This is a genomic window from Micromonospora fulviviridis (genome assembly GCF_014648395.1).
GTDB lineage: Bacteria > Actinomycetota > Actinomycetes > Mycobacteriales > Micromonosporaceae > Micromonospora > Micromonospora fulviviridis.
Genome location: NZ_BMRA01000022.1, coordinates 1 through 22,151, shown reverse-complemented (window position 1 = coordinate 22,151; position 22,151 = coordinate 1). Strand labels below are relative to the sequence as shown.

Sequence of the window (22,151 nt, the reverse complement as noted above, 5' to 3'; positions counted from 1 at the left end):
GCTCGGCCGGGTCAGCCGTCACACTTGTGGCCGTGCGGATCACCTCGGCCCTCGTCGACCCGGCGCTGCTCGACCTTCCCTGGTCGACCCCGCTGGAGGAGTGGCCTGCCGAACACCTGGTCGCGCTGCCGCAGGGCATCTCGCGGCACATCGTGCGCTTCGTCCGGCTCGGCGGCTACGTCTACGCGGTCAAGGAGACCGGCGAGCGGGTCGCCGAACGGGAGTACGACCTGCTCCGCGCGCTGGAGCGGATCGACTTCCCGTCGGTGGAGGCGATCGCGATCGTGGCCGACCGGCAGACCGACGACGGCGAGCCGCTCGACCCGGTGCTGATCACCCGGCACCTCCAGTTCTCGCTGCCCTACCGGGCGCTGTTCTCCCGGACGCTGCGGCCGGAGACCATGAACCGGCTGCTCGACGCGCTGGCGGTGCTGCTGGTCCGGATGCACCTGACCGGTTTCTTCTGGGGCGACTGCTCGCTGTCCAACACGCTGTTCCGGCGCGACGCGGGCGCCTTCGCCGCCTACCTGGTCGACGCGGAGACCGGCGCGCTGCACCCCTCGCTCTCCAACGGGCAGCGCGGCGAGGACCTGGAGATCGCCCGGGTCAACATCTTCGGCGAGGCGCTCGACCTCCAGGCCGCCGGCCTGCTGCACGAGTCGATCGACCCGGAGGTGGTCTGCGAGCAGGTCGTGCAGCGCTACGAGCGGCTCTGGCACGAGATCACCTACGAGCAGCAGATCGAGCGGGAGGCCCGGCACGACATCGAGGGCCGCATCCGCCGCCTCAACGAACTCGGCTTCGACGTCGCCGAGGTGGCCATGTCGACCGTCGACAACGGGCGCTACCTGGTCCGGCCCAAGGTGGTCGACGCCGGCTACCACACCCGGCGGCTGCTCCGGCTCACCGGCCTGGACGCCGAGGAGAACCAGGCCCGCAAGCTCCTCAACGACCTGGACGCGTACCGGGTGGAGAGCGACCTGACCGACGAGCAGCAGGCCGCGCACCGCTGGCTGACCGAGGTGTTCGAGCCGGTGGTCCGGGCGGTGCCGGCGCACCTGCGCCGCAAGCTGGAGCCGCAGGAGCTGTTCGCCCAGATCATCGAGCACAAGTGGCTGCTCTCCGAGCGGGCCGGCCGGGACGTCGGGATGCGCCAGGCGGTGCAGTCGTACCTGGCCGACGTGCTCGTGCACCGCCCGGACGAGCAGGCGGTGCTCGGCGTCGAGGTGCCGGCCGCCGGCTAGCCGGCCGGGCCGCCGACGGGTGGGTCACCCGTCCTTCGACGAGGTGACCCACCACCGCAGGCGCAACGAGGTCGACCGTTGCACCCCCCCGATCCGGTTCAGCTCAGTCGAACGACGGCCAGAGGCCGGTGTCGGGCGTCCAGAGGCCGAAGCGGTGGTAGTTCCCGGTGTACTGGTAGGGGGTGCCGGACCAGGCCTCGCCCTGGTCGACGTCGAGGGCCCAGATGTCGGAGGGCGCGGTGACCTGGACGCCGTAATAGCAGTCGGCGCGGTCCTTGAAGTAGCCGAGATCCTTGCTGGAGTTGCTGCCGTACTTGACCATCAGGCGGAGGACGACGCCGCGGCCGTTGGCGAGCTCGTCGTGGACGCAGAGGTTGGTGACGTGCATGATGCGCGGGGTGGAGACCTCGGCCCACAGTTCGTACGAGCCGATGACCTGGCCGCTGGAGTTCTTCACCAAGCGGTTGCCGGTTCCCGGCGGTTGGTACTCCAGGTATCGGCGCTGGAGATAGTCGCCCGACTTCAGGGTGGGCAGCGCCGCGTAGGCGGTCGGCGCGAGCAGGGCCAGGACGGCGAGGAACACACCTCCGACCACTGTGGTGCGCAGCAGGGTTTTCATAGCCGTCGATCCTGGTGGCGGCCGATCGCGGCCCGCAACGTCTTTGCCCCCAGCGGAAAACACCCTGTTCGGTGATCCGGTCGGCGGATCCGCGACGGCGGGACGATCGCCAGACTGGACGCACGTCCAGCCGACCAGGGGACCCGTCATGCTTCGGATCCACTTCACCGCTGCCGACCTCGCCCGCACCCGGATCGCCCGCGCGCCCGACCCGCTGTGGGAGAGCATGCTCAGCATGCACTGGCTGCGTACCCGGTGCCCGGATCCGGTGCTGGCCGGCTGGCGGCAACGGATGTTCGGGTTGCTGCACCAGCGCCCCGGTCACCGGGCCGAGGTGGCGTTGCCGCTGTCGATCAACCCGCCGGTGGGCTACTTCCCGGACTTCCTCACCCCCACCGAGGCGACCGGCGGGTTCGAGCCGGGACTGGACGCCCTGCTGCACACGCCCCGGGCGAGGCTCGCGACCGACCTGGCGACGCTCTCGGGGGTACGGCGGTCACCGGCCGTCGCGGATCTGGCGGCCGGCGACCTGACCGCCCTGCGCCAGCTCGGGGCGGGCCTCCAGCTCTACCACCGGCTCGCGATCCTGCCGCTGTGGAACGCGATCCGCTCCGCGTTCGACGCCGACCGGGCGCTGCGGTCGCGGCGACTGCTGAACCAGGGCCTGTCGGCGCTGCTCAACGACCTGCACCCGACCGCCAGGTTCGACGGCGGCACGCTGACGATCAGCGGCTACATCGTCGAGCGCGACCTCCACCTGGACGGGCGGGGGTTGCTGCTGGTGCCCTGCTACTTCAAGCGGCAGGACAAGCCCATGGTGCTCGCCGATCCGCTGCTGCCGCCGGTGCTGGTCTACCCCGTCCATCCGCACGCCCGCGTGCTGTCGACGGCGGCCGCGGCCGGATCCCTGGCGGCCCTGCTGGGCGGTACGCGGTCCGCCATCCTCCTGCTGGCCGCCGAGGGCGGGACCACGTCGGAGGTCGCCCACCGGCTCGGCATCAGCGTCCCGTCGGCGAGCCGGCACCTGGCCGTGCTGCGCTCCTCGGGCCTGGTCACCAGTGCCCGCGACCGCAACGCGGTGCACCACACGCTCACCCCGCTGGGCCTGGCGCTGCTCGACCGCGGCTGACACGCCCGGGGGCCTCTCACTCCACCCAGGCGCCCGCGCGCATCACCCGGACCACGTTGAGGTCGTCGTCGAGGACGACCAGGTCGGCCCGGAGGTTGGCCTGGAGCGCGCCGACCCGGTCGCCCAGGCCGATGGCCCGGGCCGGGGTGGTGGCGACCATCCGGCAGGCGTCCGGCAGGGGAATCCCCGCGGCGACGGCGTGCCGCAGCGCGGCGTCCATGGTCAGCGTGCTGCCGGCGATCGCGCCGTCCCGGCTGAGCCGGGCCACCCCGTCGGCCACGTTGACGGCCTGGCCGCCCAGCTCGTACTCGCCGTCGGGCATGCCGGCGGCGGCCATCGCGTCGGTGATCAGGGCGGCCCGGTCCGGGCCGGCCACCGAGGCGGCGAAGCCGAGCATCCCGTCGTGCAGGTGCACCCCGTCGGCGACCAGCTCGCAGACCACGTTCGGGGCCTCCAGCAGGGCCACCACCGGGCCCGGCTCGCGGTGGTGCACCGGGCGCATCCCGTTGAACAGGTGGGTGCCGACGCTCGCGCCGGCCGCCACGGCCGCCCGGGTCTGCTCCCAGGTGGCGTCGGTGTGCCCGACCGCCGCCACCACGCCCTGCGCGACCAGCAGCTTGATCGCCTCCAGCGCGCCGTCCCGCTCGGGAGCCAGGGTGACCATCCGGACCGCGCCGCCGCCCAGCTCGATCAGCTCGGCCAGCTCCTCGGTCGAGGGGTCGCGGAGGAACTCCGGGTTCTGCGCGCCGCAGCGGTCCGCCGAGAGGTAGGGCCCCTCGAAGTGGACGCCGGCCAGCACCCCGGACTCGACCAGCGGCCGGTAGGCGGCGGTGGCGTCGCGCATCAGCGCGAACGGGGAGCTGACCAGGCTGGCCAGCAGCGTGGTGGTGCCGTGCCCGAGGTGGAAGTCGGCGGCCTGCCGGGCCGATTCCGCGTCACCGGTGGTGAAGGTGTGCCCGCCCCCGCCGTGGGTGTGCATGTCCACGAAGCCCGGCACGATCCAGTGCCCGTCGCGCACCGTCGGATACTCGGCGACGGCCCGGATCCGGTCGCCCGCGATCTCGACGCAACCCTGCCGGATCACGCCGGTCGGGGTCACCACCTTGCCGGTCACGCGCAGGGTCATCGGCTCTCCTTCGCCAGGGTGTCCAGGGCCAGCAGGGCGGCACCGAGACAGCCCGCCTCGTCGCCGAGGGCCGCGGCGACGAGGCGCGGCTCCCGGTGGAACGTCAGCCGCTCGCGCAGCGCCGTGCGCAGCGGGTCGAACAGCCGGGGGCCGGCCTGGGCCAGCCCGCCGCCGATCACGATGGTCGCCACGTCGAAGAGCGCCTGCCCGGTGGCCAGGCCGTCGGCGAGCGCCTCGACCGCGTCGGTCCAGACCCGGCCGGCCAGCGGCTCGCCGGCCGCCGCCCGGTCGGCCACCTCGGCGGCGGTGGCGGGCGCGCCGGACAGCTCGGCGTAGCGGCGGCCGATCGCCGAGGCCGAGGCCATCGCCTCCAGGCAGCCGGGGCGGCCGCAGCCGCAGCGCGGGCCGTCGGGGCGTACCAGGATGTGCCCGATCTCCCCGGCGGCGCCGTGCGCGCCGACGGCGGCCGACCCGTCGACCACGTGGGCGGCGGCGATGCCGGTGCCGATCGCGACGAAGAGCACGTGGCCGGCGTCCCGCCCGGCGCCGAGCCGGGCCTCGGCCAGGCCGCCCACCCGCACGTCGTGGCCGAGCGCCGTGGGCAGGCCGAGCCGCTCCCGCGCCAGGTCCCGCAGGGGTACGTCCCGGAAGCCCACGTTCGCCGACCAGACGGCGACCCCGCGGGCCTCGTCGACTACCCCGGGCACGGCGATGCCGCAGGCCACCGGGGTGAGGCCGTCGGCGCGGGCCTTGCCGGCCAGCCCTTCGGCCACGTCGAGGATCGTCCCGACCACCGCCTCGGGGCCGCGCGCCGCGTCGGTGGCGTGCCGTTCCGCGTGCACGGTGGCGCCGTCCGGGCGGACCAGGGCGCACTTCATCCCGGTGCCGCCCACGTCCAGCGCGACGACGACCTCGTCGCCTGGCGTCACAGTGCCTCCTGCGTTCGCGACTGCGGGGCTCGCAACCCCGGCTCACTCCTCGCGCTCACGCCAGCACCACGGAGCGGGTCAGGTGCCGGGGCGCGTCGGGGTCGAGACCGCGGCTGGTGGCCAGCGCGACGGCGAAGCGCTGGGCGAGGATCAGGTCGGCCATCGGGTCGACCGGGTTGCGCCCGGCGGCCCAGCTGGTCAGCACCGTGTGGCAGCCGTGCGTCCGGCTGTGCACGAAGGCGGCGCCGGTGGCGGCCACGTCCTCCGGCAGCCCCTCGGGGATCCCGCCGAACGCCCAGACCAGCCGGCCGGGAGCGGCGATCGAGATGGGGCCGTGCCGGTAGTCCATGGCCGGGTACGCCTCGGCCCAGAAGGTGGCCGCCTCGCGGCACTTGAGCGCGGCCTCCTGGGCCAGCCCGACGGTCCAGCCACGGCCCAGGAAGGTGACCTGCTCGATGGTGGCCGGGTCGATCGGCAGCGGGGCCCGGACGGCGACCTCGGCGTCGGCGGCGAGCCGGCCCAGGTCCTCGCCGAGGTGGGCGCGGAGCAGCGCGAGCGCGGTGGTGGCGAAGCGGGTCTGCACGACCGAGCGCTCGTCGGCGAAGGGCAGCGGCACCGCGGCGTCGGCCAGCTCGACGGCCGGCGAGGCCGGGTCGCCGACCAGGACCGTGGTGGGCACCTGCCCGCGCAGCGCGGCGAGCAGGTCCAGCACCTCGGTGGTGGTGCCGGAGCGGGTGATCGCGATGAGCCGGTCGTAGCGGCGGCCGGTGGGGAACTCGCTGGCCTGGAAGGCGTCGGTCTCGCCCTGGCCGGCGCGCTCGCGCAGCCCGGCGTACGCCGCCGCCATGAACCACGACGTGCCGCACCCGACGACGGCGACCCGCTCGCCGGGGCGCGGCAGGCGGTCGGCGACGGTCGGGGCGAGCCGCGCCGCCGCCCGCCAGCAGTCGGGCTGGCTCGCGATCTCCGCGTGCACGTACGCCATGACAACTCCTCGCCAGGGGAGACCTTGCGCAATACGGCGCGATATGGCCGCCTTTCGCGCGTCATTCTGCGCGATTCGGGGTGGCCGTGGCAACCGGCTCCCAGATCGCGCAGGACAGGGTTTTGCGCCTCGGCAGTTTCGCGCACTACTGTGCACGCAATCAATCACCGTTCGTGCAGAGTCAGTGGAGGCCCCCGCGGTGGACCGCTACGCCCGATGGAACGCGCTGCTCGAGATGCTGACCGACAGTGGCCGGGTCAGCGTCGAGGAGGCGGCCGAGCGCCTGGACGTCTCCCAGGCCACCATCCGGCGTGACTTCGACCAGCTCGCCCAGCAGCAGATGATCACGCGCACCCGGGGCGGCGCGGTCGCCAACGGCGTCTCCTACGACCTGCCGCTGCGCTACAAGACGGCCAAGCACTCGGCCGAGAAGCAGCGGATCGGCGCGGCCGCCGCCGCGCTCGTCTCCCCGGGCACCGTGGTCGGCCTGAACGGTGGCACCACCAGCACCGAGGTGGCCCGGGCGCTGGCCGTCCGCCCCGACCTGAACACCAGCGCCGAGGGCGCCCAGCTCACCGTCGTCACCAACGCCCTGAACATCGCCAACGAGCTGCTGGTGCGCTCGCGGATGAAGGTCGTGGTGGCCGGCGGCGTGGTCCGGCCCAAGTCGTTCGAGCTGGTGGGCCCGCTGGGCGGGGCGCTGCTGCGCGAGGTGACGCTGGACGTGGCGCTGCTCGGTGTGGACGCCATCGACCCGCAGCTCGGCGCCGCCGCCCACCACGAGGGCGAGGCCGCCATGAACAGCCTCATGGTGGCCCGGGCCAAGCGGGTCGTGGTCATCGCCGACTCGTCCAAGCTGGGCGGACACGCGTTCGCCCGGATCTGCCCGGTGGACCGGGTGGAGACGCTGGTGACCGACTCCGGCGCGTCCCCCGCCGTCGTGCAGGCGTTCCGCGACGCGGGCGTGCACGTCGTCTGCGCCTGAAGCGGTTCCCCAGCGCGCCTGACGCGGTTCCCCGGCGCGCCTGACCCCGAATCCGGGAAAACCCCGATGCATACCGGGTATTGTCTCCGGCTGCATACCGCGTATGGTGTCCGCTGTCACCTACACATCGGGGGAGGTCAGCTTGTCGGCTGTCCTGGAGATCGAGGGTCTCCGCAAGACGTACCGGAGCCGGAAACGCGGGGTCCGCCACGCGCTCGACGGCTTCGACATGCGGGTCGAGGCCGGCCAGGTGCACGGCTTCCTCGGCCCGAACGGCTCGGGCAAGACCACCACCCTGCGCACGCTGCTCGGGCTGATCCGGCCCAACGGCGGACGCATGGCCATCCTCGGCCAGGAGCTGCCGCAGGCGCTGCCCGCGGTTGCCGGCCAGGTCGGGGCCATCGTGGAGAGCCCCCAGTTCTTCCCGCACTTCTCCGCCCGGGACACCCTGGGGCTGCTCGCTCAGGCCGGTGAGCTGCCCCGGCAGCGGGTCGACGAGGTGCTGGAGCTGGTCGGGCTGCGCGACCGGGCCGGTGAGCGGGTGAAGACCTACTCGCTCGGCATGAAGCAGCGGCTCGCCGTCGCCTCCGCACTGCTCAAGAACCCGAAGCTGCTGATCCTGGACGAGCCGGCCAACGGCCTCGACCCGGGCGGCATCCGGGAGATGCGCGGGCTGATGCGCGACCTCGCCACCGCCGGGATGACCGTGGTGCTCTCCAGCCACATCCTCGGCGAGATCCAGCTCATCTGCGACTCGGTCACCATCATCTCGCTGGGCCGGCGGGTCGCGTTCGGGCCGGTCGACGAGGTGCTCGCCGCGCACTCGCAGGGCGCCGTGCGGGTCCGCCTGGAGGCGGTCACCGACCTGCCGCAGGCCGCCGAGACGCTGACCCGGGCCGGGATCCGGGTCACCGCCGAGCCCGACCACCTGATGCTCGCCGGCGTCGACAAGCCGGCCGCGGTCAGCCGGGTCCTCGCCGAGCAGGGCCTCTACGTCAGCGAGCTGACCCCCGTCGCGGTCGACCTGGAGAGCGTCTTCCTCGAACTGACCGCCACCGCGCCGGTTCCCGGCCAGCACCGGCAGGTCGACCAGTCCATGAAGGTCGGTGAGCCGGGCAGCGGCGCCACCACGGGAGGTTGGGGCGCATGAGCCTGTACGTCACCGAACTGCGCCGGCTCGGCAAGCGCCGGCTCACTCGGCTGCTGCTGGTCCTGCTGCTGCTCGGGCTGGCCACGGTGGCCACCGCGTTCAGCTTCTCCAGCCACCAGCTCTCCAAGGAGGTGGTGGCGGCCGCCCAGGTCGAGTCGGACGCCCAGTACCAGCGGGCGGTGGAGGACTGGAAGAAGACCGTCGCCGACTGCGACGCCGCCAAGGCCCGCGGCGACCAGAACACCGAGGACCGGTACGGCCCGAACTGCGGCCGCGACTGGCAGCCGCAGCCGGAGATGTTCGACCCGAAGTGGAACCTGCCCTACCAGTTCGACTTCCGGGCCGAGTTCCCCACGTTCATCGCGGTCTTCGCCGGGGCGGTGGCGCTCTTCGCGTTCATCGTCGGCGCCTCCTACGTGGGCGCCGAGTGGAGCACCGGCGGAATGATGAACCTGCTGCTCTGGCGGCCGAAACGGCTCGCCGTGCTGGGCACCAAGCTGGCCGCGCTGCTCACCACGGTGCTCGGGGTGAGCCTGGTGCTCGGCGCCTTCTGGACCTTCGCCTTCTGGCTCATCGGCCGCTACCGGGGAACCACCGCCAAGGTGACCGCCGGGGTGTGGCGTTCCATCGGCCTGGACGGGTTGCGGGCGGTCGGGCTCATCCTCCTCGTCGGCGCGGTCGCCTTCGCGCTCGCCTCGCTGGGGCGGCACACCGCGATGGCGCTCGGCGCGGCCGTGGCGGTCTTCGCGATCAGCGAGATCGGCATCCGGATCGCGGTGAACGTGCTCTCCGTCCCGTTCGGCGACCGGTACGTCCTGTCCACGTACGCGCAGTCGTGGTTCATGAAGCAGGTGGAGCTCTTCGACTACGACACCTGCCAGTTCGCCAAGGGCGCGTGTGAACCGGCCAAGTTGGTGGTCACCTGGCAGCAGTCGGCCCTGGTGCTCGGCGTGGGCGCCGCCGCGGTGCTGATCGGCGCGTTCTGGTCGATGCGCCGGCGGGACATCTCCTGACCGCACCTCGCGTCCGATGCGGGCCGGGCGGACCCTGGTTACGCTGGGGTCCCCCGGCCGGCGCCGTCGTGCCGGTCGCCCGTTCTCGTGAGGAGCGCCATGCCCGCCGACGCCACGGAGCGGGCCGTCACCGACGACCGGCCCGAGCCGTCCGGGACGACCGACGTCGCGCGCCGCGAGGCCGGCGTCACCGTCCCGCCACCCCGCTCCGCCCCCGCGGTCGAGGCCGCGCCGGACGACGGGCCGGCGGTGGCGGCGGAGCCCGAGGAGAAGACCGACGGGCTGACCGAGCGGGAGCTGCGGATCCTCGCCTTCGAGCAGCAGTGGTGGAAGCACGCGGGCGCCAAGGAGCAGGCCATCCGGGACACCTTCGGGCTCTCGGCGACCCGCTACTACCAGCTGCTCAACGCGCTGCTCGACCAGCCGGCCGCGCTCGCCGCCGAGCCGGTGCTCGTCGGCCGGCTGCGCCGGCTGCGCTCGTCCCGGGCCCGGAACCGGCGACGCTGACCGGCCTACTTCTCGTACGTCCGCAGCCCGTTGCCGATGGCGAAGAAGGTCGGCGCCCACTCGCCGATGAAGATGCCCCAGCGGTCCGCCCGCGCCACCCCGGCGCGCTCCAGGTTCTTGGAGAGGAACCAGCTGGTGAAGGAGAGCCCGATGCTCACGAAACCGGCCAGGTAAGCGTGTTCCGCTCTGATTCCCGACTCGTGCAACCGTTCCAACATGCCGTCCCCCTGGCGCCTCGTCCGGTTCCGTGCCCACCCGACGCTACCGGTGGTCACGGCGGCGTGACGATGGGTTGCCGGAAGTGCCTCCCGCCCCCGGCATGGGCGCCGGCCGTCCGGGTAGGCGGCGGGCGGTGACGGAGGGAGCAGACGGATGGGGGCACCAGATCGCCGGTACCCGACCGGCAGCCGGCCGGCCCCGCCGGTCGGGACGGCGCCGATGATGCGGGTACGCTCCGCCTCCGATCCGGCGCCCGGGCGGCTGGAGAACGAGGACGTGGTGTTCCGGTTCGGCCCGCTGGTCGGCGTTCTCGACGGGGCGACGGTGCCGGAGGGCTTCGACACCGGCTGCGTGCACGGGCCGGCCTGGTACGTCCGGCACCTGGCCGCGCGGATCGGCCTGGCCGTCGCGGCCCGTCCGGCAGCGACGCTGATGAGCAGCCTGGCGGCGGCGATCCTGGCGGTGCGGGCGGACCACGGCGGCGAGTGCGACCTGGACCACCCGGGCACCCCGTCCTCCACGGTCTGCCTGCTTCGCGAGGGCGGCGACCAGGTGGACTACCTGGTGCTCTGCGACAGTCCGCTGGTGCTCGACACCGGGGACGGGGTCGGCGTGGTCTCCGACGATCGGCTCGACGCGGCGCTGGCGGACCTGCGCCGGACCGCCGCCGCGCTGCCGGACGGGGACGTCGACCCGGTGACCCGGTTCCGCCGTGCGGTGACCGTTCAGCGGACCCGGATGAACCGGACCCACGGCTACTGGGCCGCCGCCACCGACCCGGACGCGGCCTACCACGCGGTGACCGGGACGCTGCCGCTGCGCGGGCCGGGGGCGTTGCGGCGGGCCGCGCTGCTCAGCGACGGCGCCTCCTGCGCGGTCGACCAGTTCGGCCTCTTCGACTGGGCCGGCCTGCTCGACGTGACGGCGGCCGAGGGCCCGGAGGGGCTGGTCGACCGGGTCCGGGCGGCCGAGCGGGACCACCCGGACCGGTTGCGCCGGCGCAAGCGCACCGACGACGCCTCGGTGGTGTTCTGCGAGTTCGGTCCGGCGGAGTGAGCACCCTCACCGCCAGAACGGACCGGTTGGCTGACAACGCAGCGTGAGGCGGAACACCCCGGGGGTACGACCGGCCGACCCCCTCCGACGGACCGGCAGTCCACGCCCAAAGGGGTGGACTTGGGCCGGTACGACCGGCAGACTGCGGCTCGTGACGGGTGCGGTACGGCTGGAGCCGGTGGATGAGCGCAACCTGGAGCCGTTGCTCTCCGTAGCGGCTGCCGAGGCGGAACCGGAAGACGTCATGCCCCCGGTGGAGGCCCCGGCCGGTTGGTCGCTGGCCCGCCGGGAGGCCTTCCGCGAGTTCCACCGGGCGAGCTTCGGCGGGCTGGACGGGCCGACCCGCACCCGGATGTACGCGATCGTGGCCGGCGGCGAGGTGGTCGGCATGGTCCGGATGACCCGCTGCGAGGAGCCGGGGACGGTGGAGACCGGGATGTGGCTCGGCCGCTCGGCGCGCGGCCAGGGGCTCGGCGCGGCGGCCCTGCGGGAGTTGCTCCACGCTGCCGCGGCGGCCGGCATGCACACGGTCGTGGCCGAGACGACACCGGACAACCAGGGCGCCGTCTCGGTCCTTCGGAAATGCGGCGCGGAATTGCGCGAGAAGGACGGCAAGCTGCACGCGGAAATGTGTCTGGATTCCGCCCTGCCGACCCATTGAGTTTTTTATTGCCCTCCGGCAAGTTTTGACTTCTCCCTGCTCTGCTCGGTGTGTCTGACCGCTTTGCGTAGTTCCTCCTTCCAGTGAACCGCCTATCCAAATGGGCGGTGACCGGCGTCTCGGCAATTCCTCTGAAATGTTTTGCGGATGGGCGGCCGGGTACTGCCCGCCGGGTCCGCTGATACGGGACGCCGGTCGCAGGCCCCTTCCCCGCTGATCCCCGGTAGCTGCTTTCCGGGCCTGCGCCACGCAAGAGGTGTCCGCTTCCGCCGGGGAGCGAAGGAGAACTGATGAAGAGCGGAACACGGGTGGCGCTGGCGGTGGGCTTCGGCTACCTCCTCGGGCGCCGGAAGAAGATGCGTACCGCGCTGACCCTGGCGGCCGCGGTCGCGGCCGGGCGGGCCAGCCAGCGGCCGGGCGGGCTGAAGCAGCTCGGAGCGGACCTCATGAGCGTGAACCCCCAGCTCGGCAGCCTCACCAAGCTGGGCGGTCCGCTGGCCACCGCCGGCAAGGCCGCGGCGAGCGCCGCCGCGGGCAGCGGCATCGACGCGCTCAGCGGCAAGCTGCGTGGCAGCGCCGACGCGCTGCGCCGGAAGAGCGGCACGGACCAGTCCGACGCCGGCCAGCCGGACGAGGAGCCGGCGGACGACGAGCGCTCGGCCCCCGACGAGGAGCAGGAGCTCGACGACCAGCCCGAGGCCGGGGACGACGCGGACCGCGGCCGGCGCCCGGCCGTCGCGCGACGGCAGCGGGGGCGGTGACCATGGCGACCAGCAGCCTCACGGACAGGGCCCGGGACCAGCTCGGCGAAGAACTGCGCAACCTCGCCTCGGCCATCGGTGAGCGGGCCATGCACGTGGTCACCGAGCGGATCACCGGCGCCACCGGGCGGCTCAGCGAGTACGCCAAGCAGGGCGGCGGACCCGGCCTGGTCGCCGCCGCCACCGGCGCGCAGAAGCTCGCCGAGGGCCACTCCCCGGTCAAGGCCATGTTCCATGCCGGCCTGGCCGGCGGTAAGGAGAAGCTGATGTCGGCGTTCGGCGGCGGCAAGGGCGGCAAGGGCGGCGGCAAGAAGCTCAAGGTCACCAACATCGTCGAGACGATCGAGGTCGGCGTGCCGGTCCGGGTCGCGTACAACCAGTGGACCCAGTTCGGCGACTTCCCGAGCTTCATGAAGAAGGTCGAGCAGGCGGACTGGGACTCGGACGGGAAGATGACCTGGAAGGCGCAGGTCTTCTGGTCGCACCGGACCTGGGAGTCGACAGTCGTCCGGCAGATCCCCGACCGGCTCATCCACTGGCGGTCCAAGGGCGAGAAGGGCTCCGTCGACGGCACGGTCAGCTTCCACGAGGTCGGCCCCGAGCTGACGAAGATCCTGGTGGTGCTGGAGTACCACCCGCAGGGCCTCTTCGAGCACACCGGCAACCTCTGGCGCGCCCAGGGCCGCCGGGTCCGGCTGGAACTGAAGCACTTCGTCCGGCACGTGATGACCCGCACCGTGCTCGACCCCGACTCGGTCGAGGGCTGGCGCGGCGAGATCGAGGACTCCCAGGTCGTCAAGGACCACGAAACGGCGCTCCGCGAGGAGCAGGAGGCCCGCGAGGAGCGGGGCCGCGAGGAGCAGCGGGGCCGCGCCGGGGAGCCCGAGGAAGAGCCCGAGGAAGCCGAGGAGGAGCCCGAGGAGGAGCGCCGGCCCGCCGGCCGCGGCCGCCGCAGGCCACCGCCGCCGCGTCGCCGTCCCACCCCGGACGAGGAGGAGTACGCGGACTACGACGAGGGCGACGACTTCGACGACGACGAGTACGCCGAGGAGCCCGAGGAGGAGGAGCCGCCGCGCCGCCGTGCGCCCGAGCGGGCCCGCCGCCCCCAGCCCCGCGAGGACCGGGAGGCGCGCCCCGAGCGCCCGCGCCCGGTCCGCCGGGCTCCCGAGGCACCGCGACGGCCGGTGGTGCGCCGCCGGCGAGAGGAGCGTGAGGAATGACCGTGTCGACCACGACAGGTCAACCGGGCAGCGCCCTGGAGCGCACCAGCGGCGGCGGCGGGGGAACCCTCGCCGACGTCGTGGAGACCGTGCTGGACAAGGGCGTGGTGATCGACGCCCAGGTGTCGATCGCCGTGGTCGGCATCCAGCTCCTGGAGATCAACGCGCGGATCGTGATCGCCAGCGTCGAGACGTACCTCCGGTTCGCCGAGGCGGTCGACCGGCTGAGCATCGTGCCGAAGGACACCAAGGGCCTGCCGGACCTGGTCGGTGACGCGGCCGGCGCCGCCACCAAGGGCAAGGCCGTCTCCGGGCTCGGCAAGGCCGCCCAGGAGATCAGCGGTGCGGTGGCGGACTCGCTCCGGGACCGCGGATCGGAGCGGGAGCGGGAGCGGCCCCGCCGGCGGCGGGACGAGGAGCGCTGACATGGGTCAGGAGAACGGATTGTTCATCTACGGCATCGTGCCGTCCGACGTGGAGCCGACCCCCGAGGCCGAGGGGGTCGGCTCCCCGCCCGGCGAGGTCATCGCGATCCAGCACGGTGAGCTGGCCGCGCTGGTCAGCGAGGTCGGGCTGGAGGAGCCGCTGGGCCGGCCGGCCGACCTGACCGCGTACGAGCGGCTGCTGGACGGGACGGCGGTCGTCGCGCCGGTGCTGCCGGTCCGGTTCGGCACGGTGGTGACCGGCGCGGACGCGGTCGAGGACCTGCTCGCCGCGCACCACGACCGGTTCGCCGCCGCCCTCGACGAGCTCGAGGACCGGCTCCAGTACACGGTGCACGGGCGCTTCGACGAGCAGGAGTTCATCAGCGGGTTCCTGGCGGAGAACGCCGCCGCCGCGGCCCTCGCCGACGAGGTGCGCGGCCGGCCCGAGATCGAGAGCCGGGAGCAGCGGATCCGGCTCGGCGAGATGATCAGCCAGGCGGTCGAGCTGCGCCGGGAGGCGGAGAACCGCGACCTGATCGACGCCGTGGGCCGGTACGCGGAGGCGGACGTCGCCCTCCCGCCCAGCCACGAGCTGGACGCGGTGCGCGTCTCCTTCCTGGTGGCGGGCGACGAGGAGGACGAGTTCGTCCGGGCGGTCGAGGACTTCGCCGAGCGGCGGCGGGACCTGATCCGGACGCGCCTGATCGGCCCGCTGGCCCCGTACGACTTCGTCAGCGCGCACCAGCTGGTGGAGTGAGCCGTGGACATCCTCTGGACGCTGCTGACCCTGCCGTACGCGCCGGTGCGCGGGCTCACCGCGCTGGTCAAGGTGGTGGCCCGGGAGGCGGAGTCGCAGCAGTACAACCCGGTCAACGTCCGGCGCGAGCTGGAGGAGCTGGACCGGGCGGCGGCGGCCGGGGACATCACGCCGGAGGAGCGGGACCGCGGGCAGCAGCAGGTGTTGGAGCGGCTCACCACGCCGGCCGCCGGCGCCGGGCGTACCCCGTCGCGGCGCAACGGTGCACCCCGGCGGCCGGCGCCCGCCCGGAGGGCGACCGGCGACCGTCGCGGTGAGCCGCGTCGCGGACGAGGGGGAGGACGATGACGGCACGGATCCGGGGCGACGGTGACCGCGAGCGGTGGCGCGACCGCGGCGGCCGGGCAGAGGAGCGGTACATCGACGAGGACGACGAGGAGGCGGTCAGCGCGGCCGAGGCGGCCCGGGAGGGGCTGCGCCAGATCGTCGCGCTGACCGGCCGGGACCCGCTCGGGATCACCTCGATCCAGCCCACCGACGACGGCTGGCTGGTCGGGGTGGAGGTGGTCGAGGACCACCGCATCCCGGCGTCGACCGACCTGCTCGGCCTCTACGAGGTCGAGCTGGACATGACCGGCAGCCTGCTCGGCTACCGGCGGACGCGCCGCTACCAGCGCGGCAAGGGGGACTGAGATGACCATTGGGCGGGCTCCGTCGGTCGTGCAGAACTCCGGTCAGGTGCTGCCGGCCGGCCACGAGCCGGCGAACCTCGGCGACATCCTGGAACGGGTCCTCGACCGGGGCATCGTGATCGCCGGTGACATCCGGGTCAGCCTGCTCGACATCGAGCTGCTGACGCTGAAGCTGCGGCTGGTCATCGCCTCGGTGGACACCGCGCGGCAGATCGGCATCGACTGGTGGGAGCACGATCCGTGGCTCAGCTCCCGGGCCCGCCCGCCGGTCGAGCCCGGCCCGCGCGACCCGGAGGAGGTCGAGGCGTCCCGCCGGCCGCGGGTGGCCGCCCGGGCCGAGCGGGACGCGAGGGAGGGCTGGCATGACCACGACCTCTGACCCCGTGCGCGACAGCGGAACCGCGGTCTGGCTGCACGGCGTGGTCGCCGGGACGGCCACGCCCGCCGGGCTCCCCGGCATCGCCGGCACGCCGGTCCGAGCCGTGGCCGCCGCCGGCCTGGTCGCCGTGGTCAGCGACGCCCCGCTCAGCGAGTACGGCGAGGCCGCGCTGCGCCGCAACCTGGAGGACCTGGCCTGGCTGGAGCGTGCCGCGCGGGCCCACCACGCCGTGGTGGACGCGCTGTCCCGGTCCGGCGCGGTGGTGCCGGCCCGGCTCGCCACCGTCCACCGCGACGACGACCGGGTGGCCCGGGTGCTGGTCGAGCGGCACGACGAGCTGGCCGGCACGCTGGCCCGGCTCGCCGGCCGCGCCGAGTGGGGCGTCAAGGGGTACGTGGTGCCGGGCGCGACCCCGCGGATCGAGGAACCCGCCGGCGGGGGCGGGGCCGGCGCGGCTTACCTGCGGCGACGCAAGGCCCAGCTCTGCGCCCGCGAGGAGGGGCAGCGGGTCGCCGCCGACGGGGCCGCGGCCGTGCACGCCGCCCTCGCCGGGTACGCGGTCGCCGCCCGCCGGCACGCCCCGCAGGACCGGCGGCTCTCCGGCGCGCCCACCGCCATGGTGCTCAACGGTGCGTACCTGGTCGACCGGGACCGCTGGGACGGCTTCGCCGCGCTGGCCCGCGAACTGGCCGAGGGGCACCCCGAGGTGCGGCTGGAGCTGACCGGGCCGTGGCCGCCGTACTCCTTCGTGGCGGAACCGGAGGCGGAGCCGGCATGGGCGTGACCACCCTGGCGCCGAACAGCGCCGACGACCCGCTGGCCTACCGGCCGGTGGCCCTGGTCGACCTGCTCGACCGGGTGCTCGCCACCGGCGTGGTGATCACCGGGGACATCACCCTGGCCATCGCGGACATCGACCTGGTCCGCGTCTCGCTGCGTGCGCTGATCGCCTCGGTCGGCGCGCTCGCCCCGCCCGAGCCGGAGGCCGCGCCGTGACCGGCCGGGACGAGGCGGCCGACCTGGCGGCGGCGCTGGGTGAGCCGGGGTGGACGGCGCCCCGGGTCCGGCCGCTGGACCGCCGGCTCGCCGTGGACCAGGACTCGGTCGAGCGCGGGCTGGCCAGCCTGGTGCTCACCGTGATCGAGCTGCTCCGGCAGCTGATGGAACGGCAGGCGCTGCGCCGGGTCGACCTGGGCGACCTGACCGACGAGCAGGTCGAGCGGGTCGGCGCCACGCTGATGGCGCTGGAGGAGCAGATGACCCAGCTCCGCGAGTACTTCGGCCTGGCCCCCGAGGACCTCAACCTCGACCTCGGCCCCCTCGGCCCCCTGCTGCCCACCGACTGACCACGACGGGTTCACCGCCGGGTCGCGGCGTACGCCTCCAGGTGGGCGAGCTGGACCGGGTCCAGGGAGGGGCGGACGCGCGTGCGGGCCGCCTCGACGTGCGCGGCGGTGACCGTGCTGGCCGCCAGGGACTCGCGCATCGCGGCGAGGGCCGCCTCGCGGATCAGGGCGGCGCAGTCGGCCGCCGAGAAGCCGTCCAGCTCAGCGCCGAGCGCGGTCAGGTCCACGTCGGGCGCGAGCGGGACGTTCCGGGCGGCCGCTCGGAGGATCTCGCCACGGGCCGGGCCGTCCGGCGGCGGCACGTACACGAGGCGTTCCAGCCGGCCGGGGCGGAGCAGCGCGGGGTCGACCAGCTCCGGCCGGTTCGTCGCGCCGACCACCACGACGTTGCGCAGCGCCTCCACCCCGTCCAGTTCGGTGAGCAGGGCGGCGACCACCCGGTCGGTGGTGCCCCCGTCGCTGGCCTGGCCGCGGACCGGCGCGAGGGCGTCCACCTCGTCGAGGAAGACCAGGGTGGGGGCCGCCTCGCGGGCCCGGCGGAACAGCTCGCGGACCGCGCGTTCGCTCTCACCGACCCACTTCGAGAGCAGCTCGGCGCCCTTCACCGACAGCACGTTGGCCCGGCCGGAGCCGGCCAGCGCGGTGACCAGGTAGGTCTTGCCGCAGCCGGGCGGCCCGTAGAGCAGCACCCCGCGCGGCGGTGTCACGCCCAGCCGGGCGAAGGTGTCCGGGTAGGTCAGCGGCCAGAGCACCGACTCGGTCAGCGTCTGCCTGACCTCGTGCAGGCCGCCGACGTCGTCCAGGGTGACCGAGGCCAGCTCCAGGGTGGACGCGGCCATCGTGGTCGGCCGGACCACCTCCAGCGCGGCGGTGAAGTCGGCCATCGACACGGTCGGCGTCTCCGCCACCTTCTGCCGCAGCGCCGCCCGCACCCCGGCCTCCCGGACCAGCGCGGCCAGGTCGGCGGCGACGAACCCGGGCGTACGGGCGGCCACCTCGTCCAGCCGGACGTCGCCGGCCAGCGGCACCTGCCGGGTGAGCACGGTGAGCTGCTCCCGGCGCAGCGCCGGATCGGGCAGCGGCACGGTGATCCGCAGCGAGAGCAGGTCCGGGGCGCGCAGCGCCGGATCCACCGCCTCAGGGCGCCCCGTGGTGCAGACCACCGCCGCCCCGGCCCGGACCGTCTCGGCGACCACCTGCCGGAACACGGTGGCCAGCGGACCGGGCTCGTCGGCCGGGGCGATCGCCTCCACGTCGGTGACCAGCAGCACGGCCGGGCCGTTGGCGCGGACCGCCGCGGCGGCCTCGCGCAGCCGGCGGGCCGCCGCGTCGTTGCCCAGCGCGGCCAGTTCGGGCGCCCACAGCGGGCGGACCCGGGCGCGGACCCGGGCGGCGACCGCGCGGACCAGCGCCGACTTGCCGGAGCCGGCCGGGCCGCCGATGAGCACGCCGAGCGAGACCGTGGTGCCGAGCCGGCCCAGCACCTCCCCGTGGTGGAAGCCCAGGTCGAGCAGTTCGGTCAGCTCCTCGGCCTGCGCCCGCAGCCCGGGCAGCTCGTCCACGTCGGGTGCGTCCTCGGGGCCGAGCAGGCCGTCGGCCGGCCCGGTCGCGGCCGTACCGGCCGGCGCCACCTCACCGGCCGGGATCACCTCGCCCGCCGGGCCCGCCTCGCCGGCCGGGCCGGAGCCGCGGGTGGCCGCGCCGTGCTCCCAGCCGACCACGGTGTCCATGGTGACCAGCGCGCCGGTCGCCGGCTCGGCCGCCACCACGGTGAGCAGGGTGCTGGTCCAGGCGTACCCGACGCTGCTGGCGAGGCTGCGCCGGGCGGCCTCGACCAGGCCGCGCAGCGCGGCGTCGGGGAGCACGTCCTGGGGCAGCAGCGAGACGTCGTCGCCGGCGGTGACCACCTTGCCGAGCAGCGCGAGCCGGAGCATCTCCGGGGAGACGGCGGCGACGACGCCGACCGGGCCGGCCAGGGTGACCCGGCGCAGCGGGGCCGCCGGCAGCGGGCTCACCGTCACCTGCCCGCCGTCGCGCAGGCCCAGGTTGCCCAGGAGCAGGTCGTCGGCGTAGAGCAGGGCGCTGCTCGCGCTCGGCGCGGCCGGGGCGGCGATGCCGGCGGTCACCCGGCGGCCGGCCAGCCGCACCGGGTCGCCGGGGCGCAGCGCCAGCGCGGTCAGCACCTCGGGGTGCAGGCGGACGACGCCGCGCCGGGCGTCCAGCGCCGCCGGCCGCAGGCTCGCGGTCAGGGTCAGGTCGGGTTCCGCCACCCGCCCGACAGTAGCCCCCGGTGCCACGTCGTGCCGGCGGGCCCGAGTGGCGGCGTCAGAGCGGGCCGGTGTCCTCCAGCAGCGAGGGATCGCGCCGGATCATGTCGGCCAGCCGGGCCGCCGGGTCGGTGGCCATCCCGTCCTGTCCGGGTGCCGGCACCGTCTTCACCGACATCGGCCAGGCCGGTGGGGGCGCCGGCGCGGGCGCCGCGCCGACCGTCACCTCCGGGCCGGACCAGGAGACCCGCAACGGGTACGCCTGCCCGCCCAGTTCCACCCGCAGGACGACGGCCAGCCCGGGGTGCTCGGCGACCACCCGGCGGACCGCCTCGGCCACCTCCTCGACCGGGTCCCGCTGCTCCGGCCGGTTGCCCCCACGCAGCCGGTACGCGCCGTGCCCAGCCCGCCCGTCCGCCGGCGCGTCGCCCGGCCCGGGCGCCTCGAACTGCTCCTCCTGCTCGCCGGGCAGTGGCGCCCGGCGGCGCAGCGCCTCCTCGCGCCGGGCCAGCCGGGCCAGGGTCTCGTCCAGATCACCTCTCATCACGTCCACCCCTTCCGTCACCACGGGTCGGAACCGACGGTCGGTTCAGGCCCCCTTCTCCCGGGTCGCCCGGTCCAGCGCCCGGTCCAGGACGACCAGCAGCGCGTCCCGTACGGAGAGCCGGTCCCGGGCGTCGAACTGCACCAGCGGCACGTGCTCGCCGATCGCCAGCGCCCAGCGGACCGAGGGCAGGTCGAGGGCCAGCCGGCCGTCGAAGGCGTTCACCCCCACCGCGAACGGCACCCCGGCCCGCTCGAAGTAGTCGATCGCCGGGTAGCAGTCGTCGAGTCGCGCGCTGTCCACCACCACCAGCGCGCCGAGCGCGCCCCGGGCCAGGTCGTCCCACATGAATCCGAAGCGGGCCTGCCCGGGCGTACCGAAGAGGTAGAGCTTGAGGCTGCGGTCGATGGTGACGCAGCCGAAGTCCATGGCCACCGTGGTGGTGGTCTTCTCCGAGACGGCGCCCGGGTCGTCGACGCCGATCCCGGCGCTGGTCATCTCCGCCTCGGTGGTCAGCGGGGCGATCTCGGAGATCGCGCCCACCGTGGTGGTCTTGCCCACCCCGAAGCCGCCCGCGATGAGGATCTTCACGGGGATCGGCGGGCGGGGCGCGGGCACCCGGACCACGGTCGGGGCGGTCGGCGCGACCGGCCGGTACGGCGGCGGCGGGACCGGCGGTGCGGCCGGCGCGGCGGCCGGCCCGGCCGGTGGGCCGGGCGTGGCGGGGGCGCCGTAGCGGACGGCGGCGCTGTTCGCGGCCGGCCCGCCCGCGGCGGCGGCCGGCCATTCAGGAGATCGCACGGAGTCCATCAATCACTCGCAGGATGAGGTCGGGGTCGAGGGCGCCGTCGGCATCCCCGAGGTGCACGTCGAGGTGACCGGCGGCGCGGAGGTCGCCGACCAGCACCCGGGTCACGCCGAAGTGCATCCGCGTCCGGGCGGAGATCTCCGCGACCGAGATCGGCTCGGAGCTGAGGGCCACGATCGTCGCCAGTTCCGCGGGCAACCGGCCGATCACCGCCCACGAGCCGCTCTCCGGCCGGGCCGTCACCTGGGTCTCCAGGCCGATCGCCGGATCGCCGTCCACCCGGCCGGCCGTGAGCACGAACGGACGCGGCCCGGTCGGCTCCCCGTCGCCCGCGTCCGGCCCGGGGCCGGGGGAGGGCGTGTGCAGGAAGGGCCGGATCCGGGTGCCCGGTTCCGGCTCCGGGTCCTCGCCGGCCGCCTCCGGGGTCATTGCTGGACGGCGTTCTTCAGCTCGGCGATCAACCGGGGGCTCAGGGCGCCGCCGGCCCGGCCGGCGAAAAGCGTCATCTCGTACGCCACGGTGCCCAGGTTGGCCGAGCGGTCGGCGACCACGCCGAGCACGGAGCCGCTGCTGATCGCACTGATCAGCAGGTAGCCCTCGGCCATGTCCACGATCACGCGGTTCAACCCGCCGAGCGCGTACCAGCTCGCGGCGCCCCCGGCGAGGCTCGTCATGCCGGACACGACGGCGGCGAGCCGCTCCGCGTTGGACCGGTCCTTGATGGCGGACATGGCCATCAGCAGCCCGTCCGAGGAGACCGCGATCGCCTCCATCACCCCGGCCGTGCTGGAGGTGAACGAGTCGAGCAGCCAGTTGAAGGTGCGCGCCTCGGGGCTGAGACCGCCGGTGGCGGTCTGGTCGGTGCTGTCGTGCAGGAAGGGGCTGGTCACCGTGATGGGTCCTCTTCGTAGCGGCGGTCGGGACTGACTTCGCGCAGAGCACGGGCGACGCCCGCCTCGAACTCGGTGATGAGGTTGCGGACCTCGGCCGGGTCCCCCGGGTGGGAACTGGCGGGCGGGGCGGTCCGCACCGGGGTCACGGCCAGGTTCGCACCGGGCACCCGCTGGCTCAGCGGGGGCCGTCCCGGGGTGGGCGCGGCCGGGGCGACGTCGTGCTCGGCCCGGCGTACCCCGTCCTGGAACGCCTCGACGAGCGCCCGGACCGTGGCCGGGTCGGCGGGAGCGTCGGCCGCGAGCCCGGCCGCGGGGCCGGCGGGCGGCAGGCTCGCCCCGGGCACCCGCTGCCGGATCAGCGGCCGTACGGCGGCCGGCGCCGCGTGGGTCGGGCCGGCCGGTGGGAGGCCGGTCGTCGGCCCGGCGGCCGGGGGAG

Annotated in this window: 28 protein-coding genes and 1 pseudogene; 18 read left to right on the top strand and 11 right to left on the bottom strand. The window is 74.6% G+C overall.

Annotated features, from left to right (window positions below; genetic code table 11):
* Positions 1-32 precede the first annotated feature (32 nt).
* Positions 33-1,244, top strand: coding sequence for a DUF4032 domain-containing protein (locus IEY96_RS32025; RefSeq protein WP_189198527.1), 1,212 nt, complete (start codon positions 33-35; stop codon positions 1,242-1,244).
* A 103-nt stretch (positions 1,245-1,347) separates the two neighbouring features.
* Here the strand turns inward: IEY96_RS32025 and IEY96_RS32020 are convergent, their stop codons facing one another.
* Complete coding sequence (locus IEY96_RS32020; protein WP_189198526.1) at positions 1,348-1,863, bottom strand: hypothetical protein; 516 nt, start codon at positions 1,861-1,863, stop codon at positions 1,348-1,350.
* 148 nt (positions 1,864-2,011) lie between these two features.
* Between IEY96_RS32020 and IEY96_RS32015 the strand changes: the two genes are divergently transcribed.
* On the top strand, positions 2,012-2,992 hold the full coding sequence (locus tag IEY96_RS32015) for an ArsR/SmtB family transcription factor (RefSeq protein ID WP_189198525.1): 981 nt from the start codon (positions 2,012-2,014) through the stop codon (positions 2,990-2,992).
* A 16-nt stretch (positions 2,993-3,008) separates the two neighbouring features.
* Here the strand turns inward: IEY96_RS32015 and nagA are convergent, their stop codons facing one another.
* Genes nagA through IEY96_RS32000 form a run of 3 tightly spaced genes read right to left on the bottom strand, consistent with a single transcriptional unit; the run spans position 3,009 to position 6,032 of the window.
* The gene (nagA, locus tag IEY96_RS32010; protein ID WP_189198524.1) at positions 3,009-4,118 is read right to left on the bottom strand and encodes an N-acetylglucosamine-6-phosphate deacetylase; all 1,110 of its coding nucleotides are present in this window, start codon (positions 4,116-4,118) and stop codon (positions 3,009-3,011) included.
* Positions 4,115-5,047, bottom strand: coding sequence for an ROK family protein (locus tag IEY96_RS32005; protein ID WP_189198523.1), 933 nt, complete (start codon positions 5,045-5,047; stop codon positions 4,115-4,117). Before IEY96_RS32005 ends, nagA begins: the two co-directional genes overlap by 4 nt.
* Positions 5,048-5,102: 55 nt before the next feature.
* Complete coding sequence (locus IEY96_RS32000; RefSeq protein ID WP_189198522.1) at positions 5,103-6,032, bottom strand: SIS domain-containing protein; 930 nt, start codon at positions 6,030-6,032, stop codon at positions 5,103-5,105.
* 199 nt (positions 6,033-6,231) lie between these two features.
* Between IEY96_RS32000 and IEY96_RS31995 the strand changes: the two genes are divergently transcribed.
* The 4 genes from IEY96_RS31995 (at position 6,232) to IEY96_RS31980 (ending at position 9,687) form a co-directional block, all read left to right on the top strand.
* Complete coding sequence (locus IEY96_RS31995) at positions 6,232-7,017, top strand: DeoR/GlpR family DNA-binding transcription regulator (RefSeq protein WP_091267291.1); 786 nt, start codon at positions 6,232-6,234, stop codon at positions 7,015-7,017.
* Between the two features lie 229 nt (positions 7,018-7,246).
* Positions 7,247-8,167: an ATP-binding cassette domain-containing protein gene (locus IEY96_RS31990; RefSeq protein WP_189198538.1), complete on the top strand. Its 921-nt coding sequence runs from the start codon at positions 7,247-7,249 to the stop codon at positions 8,165-8,167.
* Positions 8,164-9,180 carry an ABC transporter permease subunit gene (locus IEY96_RS31985; protein ID WP_189198521.1) on the top strand — a complete coding sequence of 339 codons (1,017 nt, stop codon included), beginning with the start codon at positions 8,164-8,166 and terminating at the stop codon, positions 9,178-9,180. Before IEY96_RS31990 ends, IEY96_RS31985 begins: the two co-directional genes overlap by 4 nt.
* 99 nt (positions 9,181-9,279) lie before the next feature.
* Positions 9,280-9,687: a DUF3263 domain-containing protein gene (locus tag IEY96_RS31980; protein WP_189198520.1), complete on the top strand. Its 408-nt coding sequence runs from the start codon at positions 9,280-9,282 to the stop codon at positions 9,685-9,687.
* A gap of 5 nt (positions 9,688-9,692) precedes the next feature.
* On the opposite strand, the gene IEY96_RS31975 is transcribed toward IEY96_RS31980, so the two are convergent.
* Positions 9,693-9,905, bottom strand: a complete 213-nt coding sequence (locus tag IEY96_RS31975) for a hypothetical protein (protein WP_189198519.1) — start codon at positions 9,903-9,905, stop codon at positions 9,693-9,695.
* Between the two features lie 154 nt (positions 9,906-10,059).
* On the opposite strand from IEY96_RS31975, the gene IEY96_RS31970 reads away from it, so the two are divergent.
* The 12 genes from IEY96_RS31970 (at position 10,060) to IEY96_RS31915 (ending at position 17,203) form a co-directional block, all read left to right on the top strand.
* Complete coding sequence (locus tag IEY96_RS31970) at positions 10,060-10,962, top strand: hypothetical protein (protein ID WP_189198518.1); 903 nt, start codon at positions 10,060-10,062, stop codon at positions 10,960-10,962.
* Positions 10,963-11,113: 151 nt separating this feature from the next.
* A complete protein-coding gene (locus IEY96_RS31965) occupies positions 11,114-11,623 on the top strand; it encodes a GNAT family N-acetyltransferase (protein ID WP_189198517.1) in 510 nt (169 codons plus the stop codon).
* A gap of 290 nt (positions 11,624-11,913) precedes the next feature.
* Complete coding sequence (locus IEY96_RS31960) at positions 11,914-12,384, top strand: hypothetical protein (RefSeq protein ID WP_189198516.1); 471 nt, start codon at positions 11,914-11,916, stop codon at positions 12,382-12,384.
* Positions 12,385-12,386: 2 nt separating this feature from the next.
* A complete protein-coding gene (locus IEY96_RS31955) occupies positions 12,387-13,604 on the top strand; it encodes an SRPBCC family protein (RefSeq protein ID WP_229792015.1) in 1,218 nt (405 codons plus the stop codon).
* 2 nt (positions 13,605-13,606) lie between these two features.
* Complete coding sequence (gvpJ, locus tag IEY96_RS33500; RefSeq protein ID WP_229792014.1) at positions 13,607-14,029, top strand: gas vesicle protein GvpJ; 423 nt, start codon at positions 13,607-13,609, stop codon at positions 14,027-14,029.
* Between the two features lies 1 nt (position 14,030).
* Positions 14,031-14,786 (top strand): GvpL/GvpF family gas vesicle protein, encoded by a 756-nt coding sequence (locus IEY96_RS31945; protein ID WP_189198514.1) that lies wholly within the window; start codon positions 14,031-14,033, stop codon positions 14,784-14,786.
* Positions 14,787-14,789: 3 nt separating this feature from the next.
* Positions 14,790-15,134, top strand: a complete 345-nt coding sequence (locus IEY96_RS31940; protein WP_189198513.1) for a gas vesicle protein GvpG — start codon at positions 14,790-14,792, stop codon at positions 15,132-15,134.
* Positions 15,131-15,478, top strand: a complete 348-nt coding sequence (locus tag IEY96_RS31935) for a gas vesicle protein GvpO (protein ID WP_189198512.1) — start codon at positions 15,131-15,133, stop codon at positions 15,476-15,478. Before IEY96_RS31940 ends, IEY96_RS31935 begins: the two co-directional genes overlap by 4 nt.
* Before the next feature lies 1 nt (position 15,479).
* Positions 15,480-15,857, top strand: coding sequence for a gas vesicle protein (locus tag IEY96_RS33495; protein ID WP_091317341.1), 378 nt, complete (start codon positions 15,480-15,482; stop codon positions 15,855-15,857).
* Positions 15,841-16,641: a GvpL/GvpF family gas vesicle protein gene (locus IEY96_RS31925; RefSeq protein ID WP_189198511.1), complete on the top strand. Its 801-nt coding sequence runs from the start codon at positions 15,841-15,843 to the stop codon at positions 16,639-16,641. Before IEY96_RS33495 ends, IEY96_RS31925 begins: the two co-directional genes overlap by 17 nt.
* The gene (locus IEY96_RS31920; protein WP_189198510.1) at positions 16,632-16,853 is read left to right on the top strand and encodes a gas vesicle protein; all 222 of its coding nucleotides are present in this window, start codon (positions 16,632-16,634) and stop codon (positions 16,851-16,853) included. The genes IEY96_RS31925 and IEY96_RS31920 overlap by 10 nt, the downstream gene beginning before the upstream one ends.
* Positions 16,850-17,203: a gas vesicle protein K gene (locus IEY96_RS31915; protein WP_229792013.1), complete on the top strand. Its 354-nt coding sequence runs from the start codon at positions 16,850-16,852 to the stop codon at positions 17,201-17,203. Before IEY96_RS31920 ends, IEY96_RS31915 begins: the two co-directional genes overlap by 4 nt.
* A gap of 11 nt (positions 17,204-17,214) precedes the next feature.
* Here IEY96_RS31915 and IEY96_RS31910 read toward each other — a convergent pair whose 3' ends face one another.
* From IEY96_RS31910 to IEY96_RS31885, 6 genes and pseudogenes are all read right to left on the bottom strand, one after another.
* A complete protein-coding gene (locus IEY96_RS31910) occupies positions 17,215-19,473 on the bottom strand; it encodes an AAA family ATPase (protein ID WP_189198509.1) in 2,259 nt (752 codons plus the stop codon).
* Positions 19,474-19,528: 55 nt separating this feature from the next.
* The gene (locus IEY96_RS31905; protein WP_189198508.1) at positions 19,529-20,014 is read right to left on the bottom strand and encodes a hypothetical protein; all 486 of its coding nucleotides are present in this window, start codon (positions 20,012-20,014) and stop codon (positions 19,529-19,531) included.
* A gap of 45 nt (positions 20,015-20,059) precedes the next feature.
* Complete coding sequence (locus tag IEY96_RS31900) at positions 20,060-20,824, bottom strand: GTP-binding protein (RefSeq protein ID WP_189198507.1); 765 nt, start codon at positions 20,822-20,824, stop codon at positions 20,060-20,062.
* A complete protein-coding gene (locus IEY96_RS31895; protein WP_189198506.1) occupies positions 20,802-21,251 on the bottom strand; it encodes a DUF742 domain-containing protein in 450 nt (149 codons plus the stop codon). The genes IEY96_RS31900 and IEY96_RS31895 overlap by 23 nt, the downstream gene beginning before the upstream one ends.
* Positions 21,248-21,712, bottom strand: a complete 465-nt coding sequence (locus IEY96_RS31890; protein ID WP_189198505.1) for a roadblock/LC7 domain-containing protein — start codon at positions 21,710-21,712, stop codon at positions 21,248-21,250. Before IEY96_RS31890 ends, IEY96_RS31895 begins: the two co-directional genes overlap by 4 nt.
* Positions 21,709-22,151 (bottom strand): annotated as a pseudogene (locus tag IEY96_RS31885) (histidine kinase); the annotation flags it as partial. The gene IEY96_RS31890 and the pseudogene IEY96_RS31885, both read right to left, overlap by 4 nt.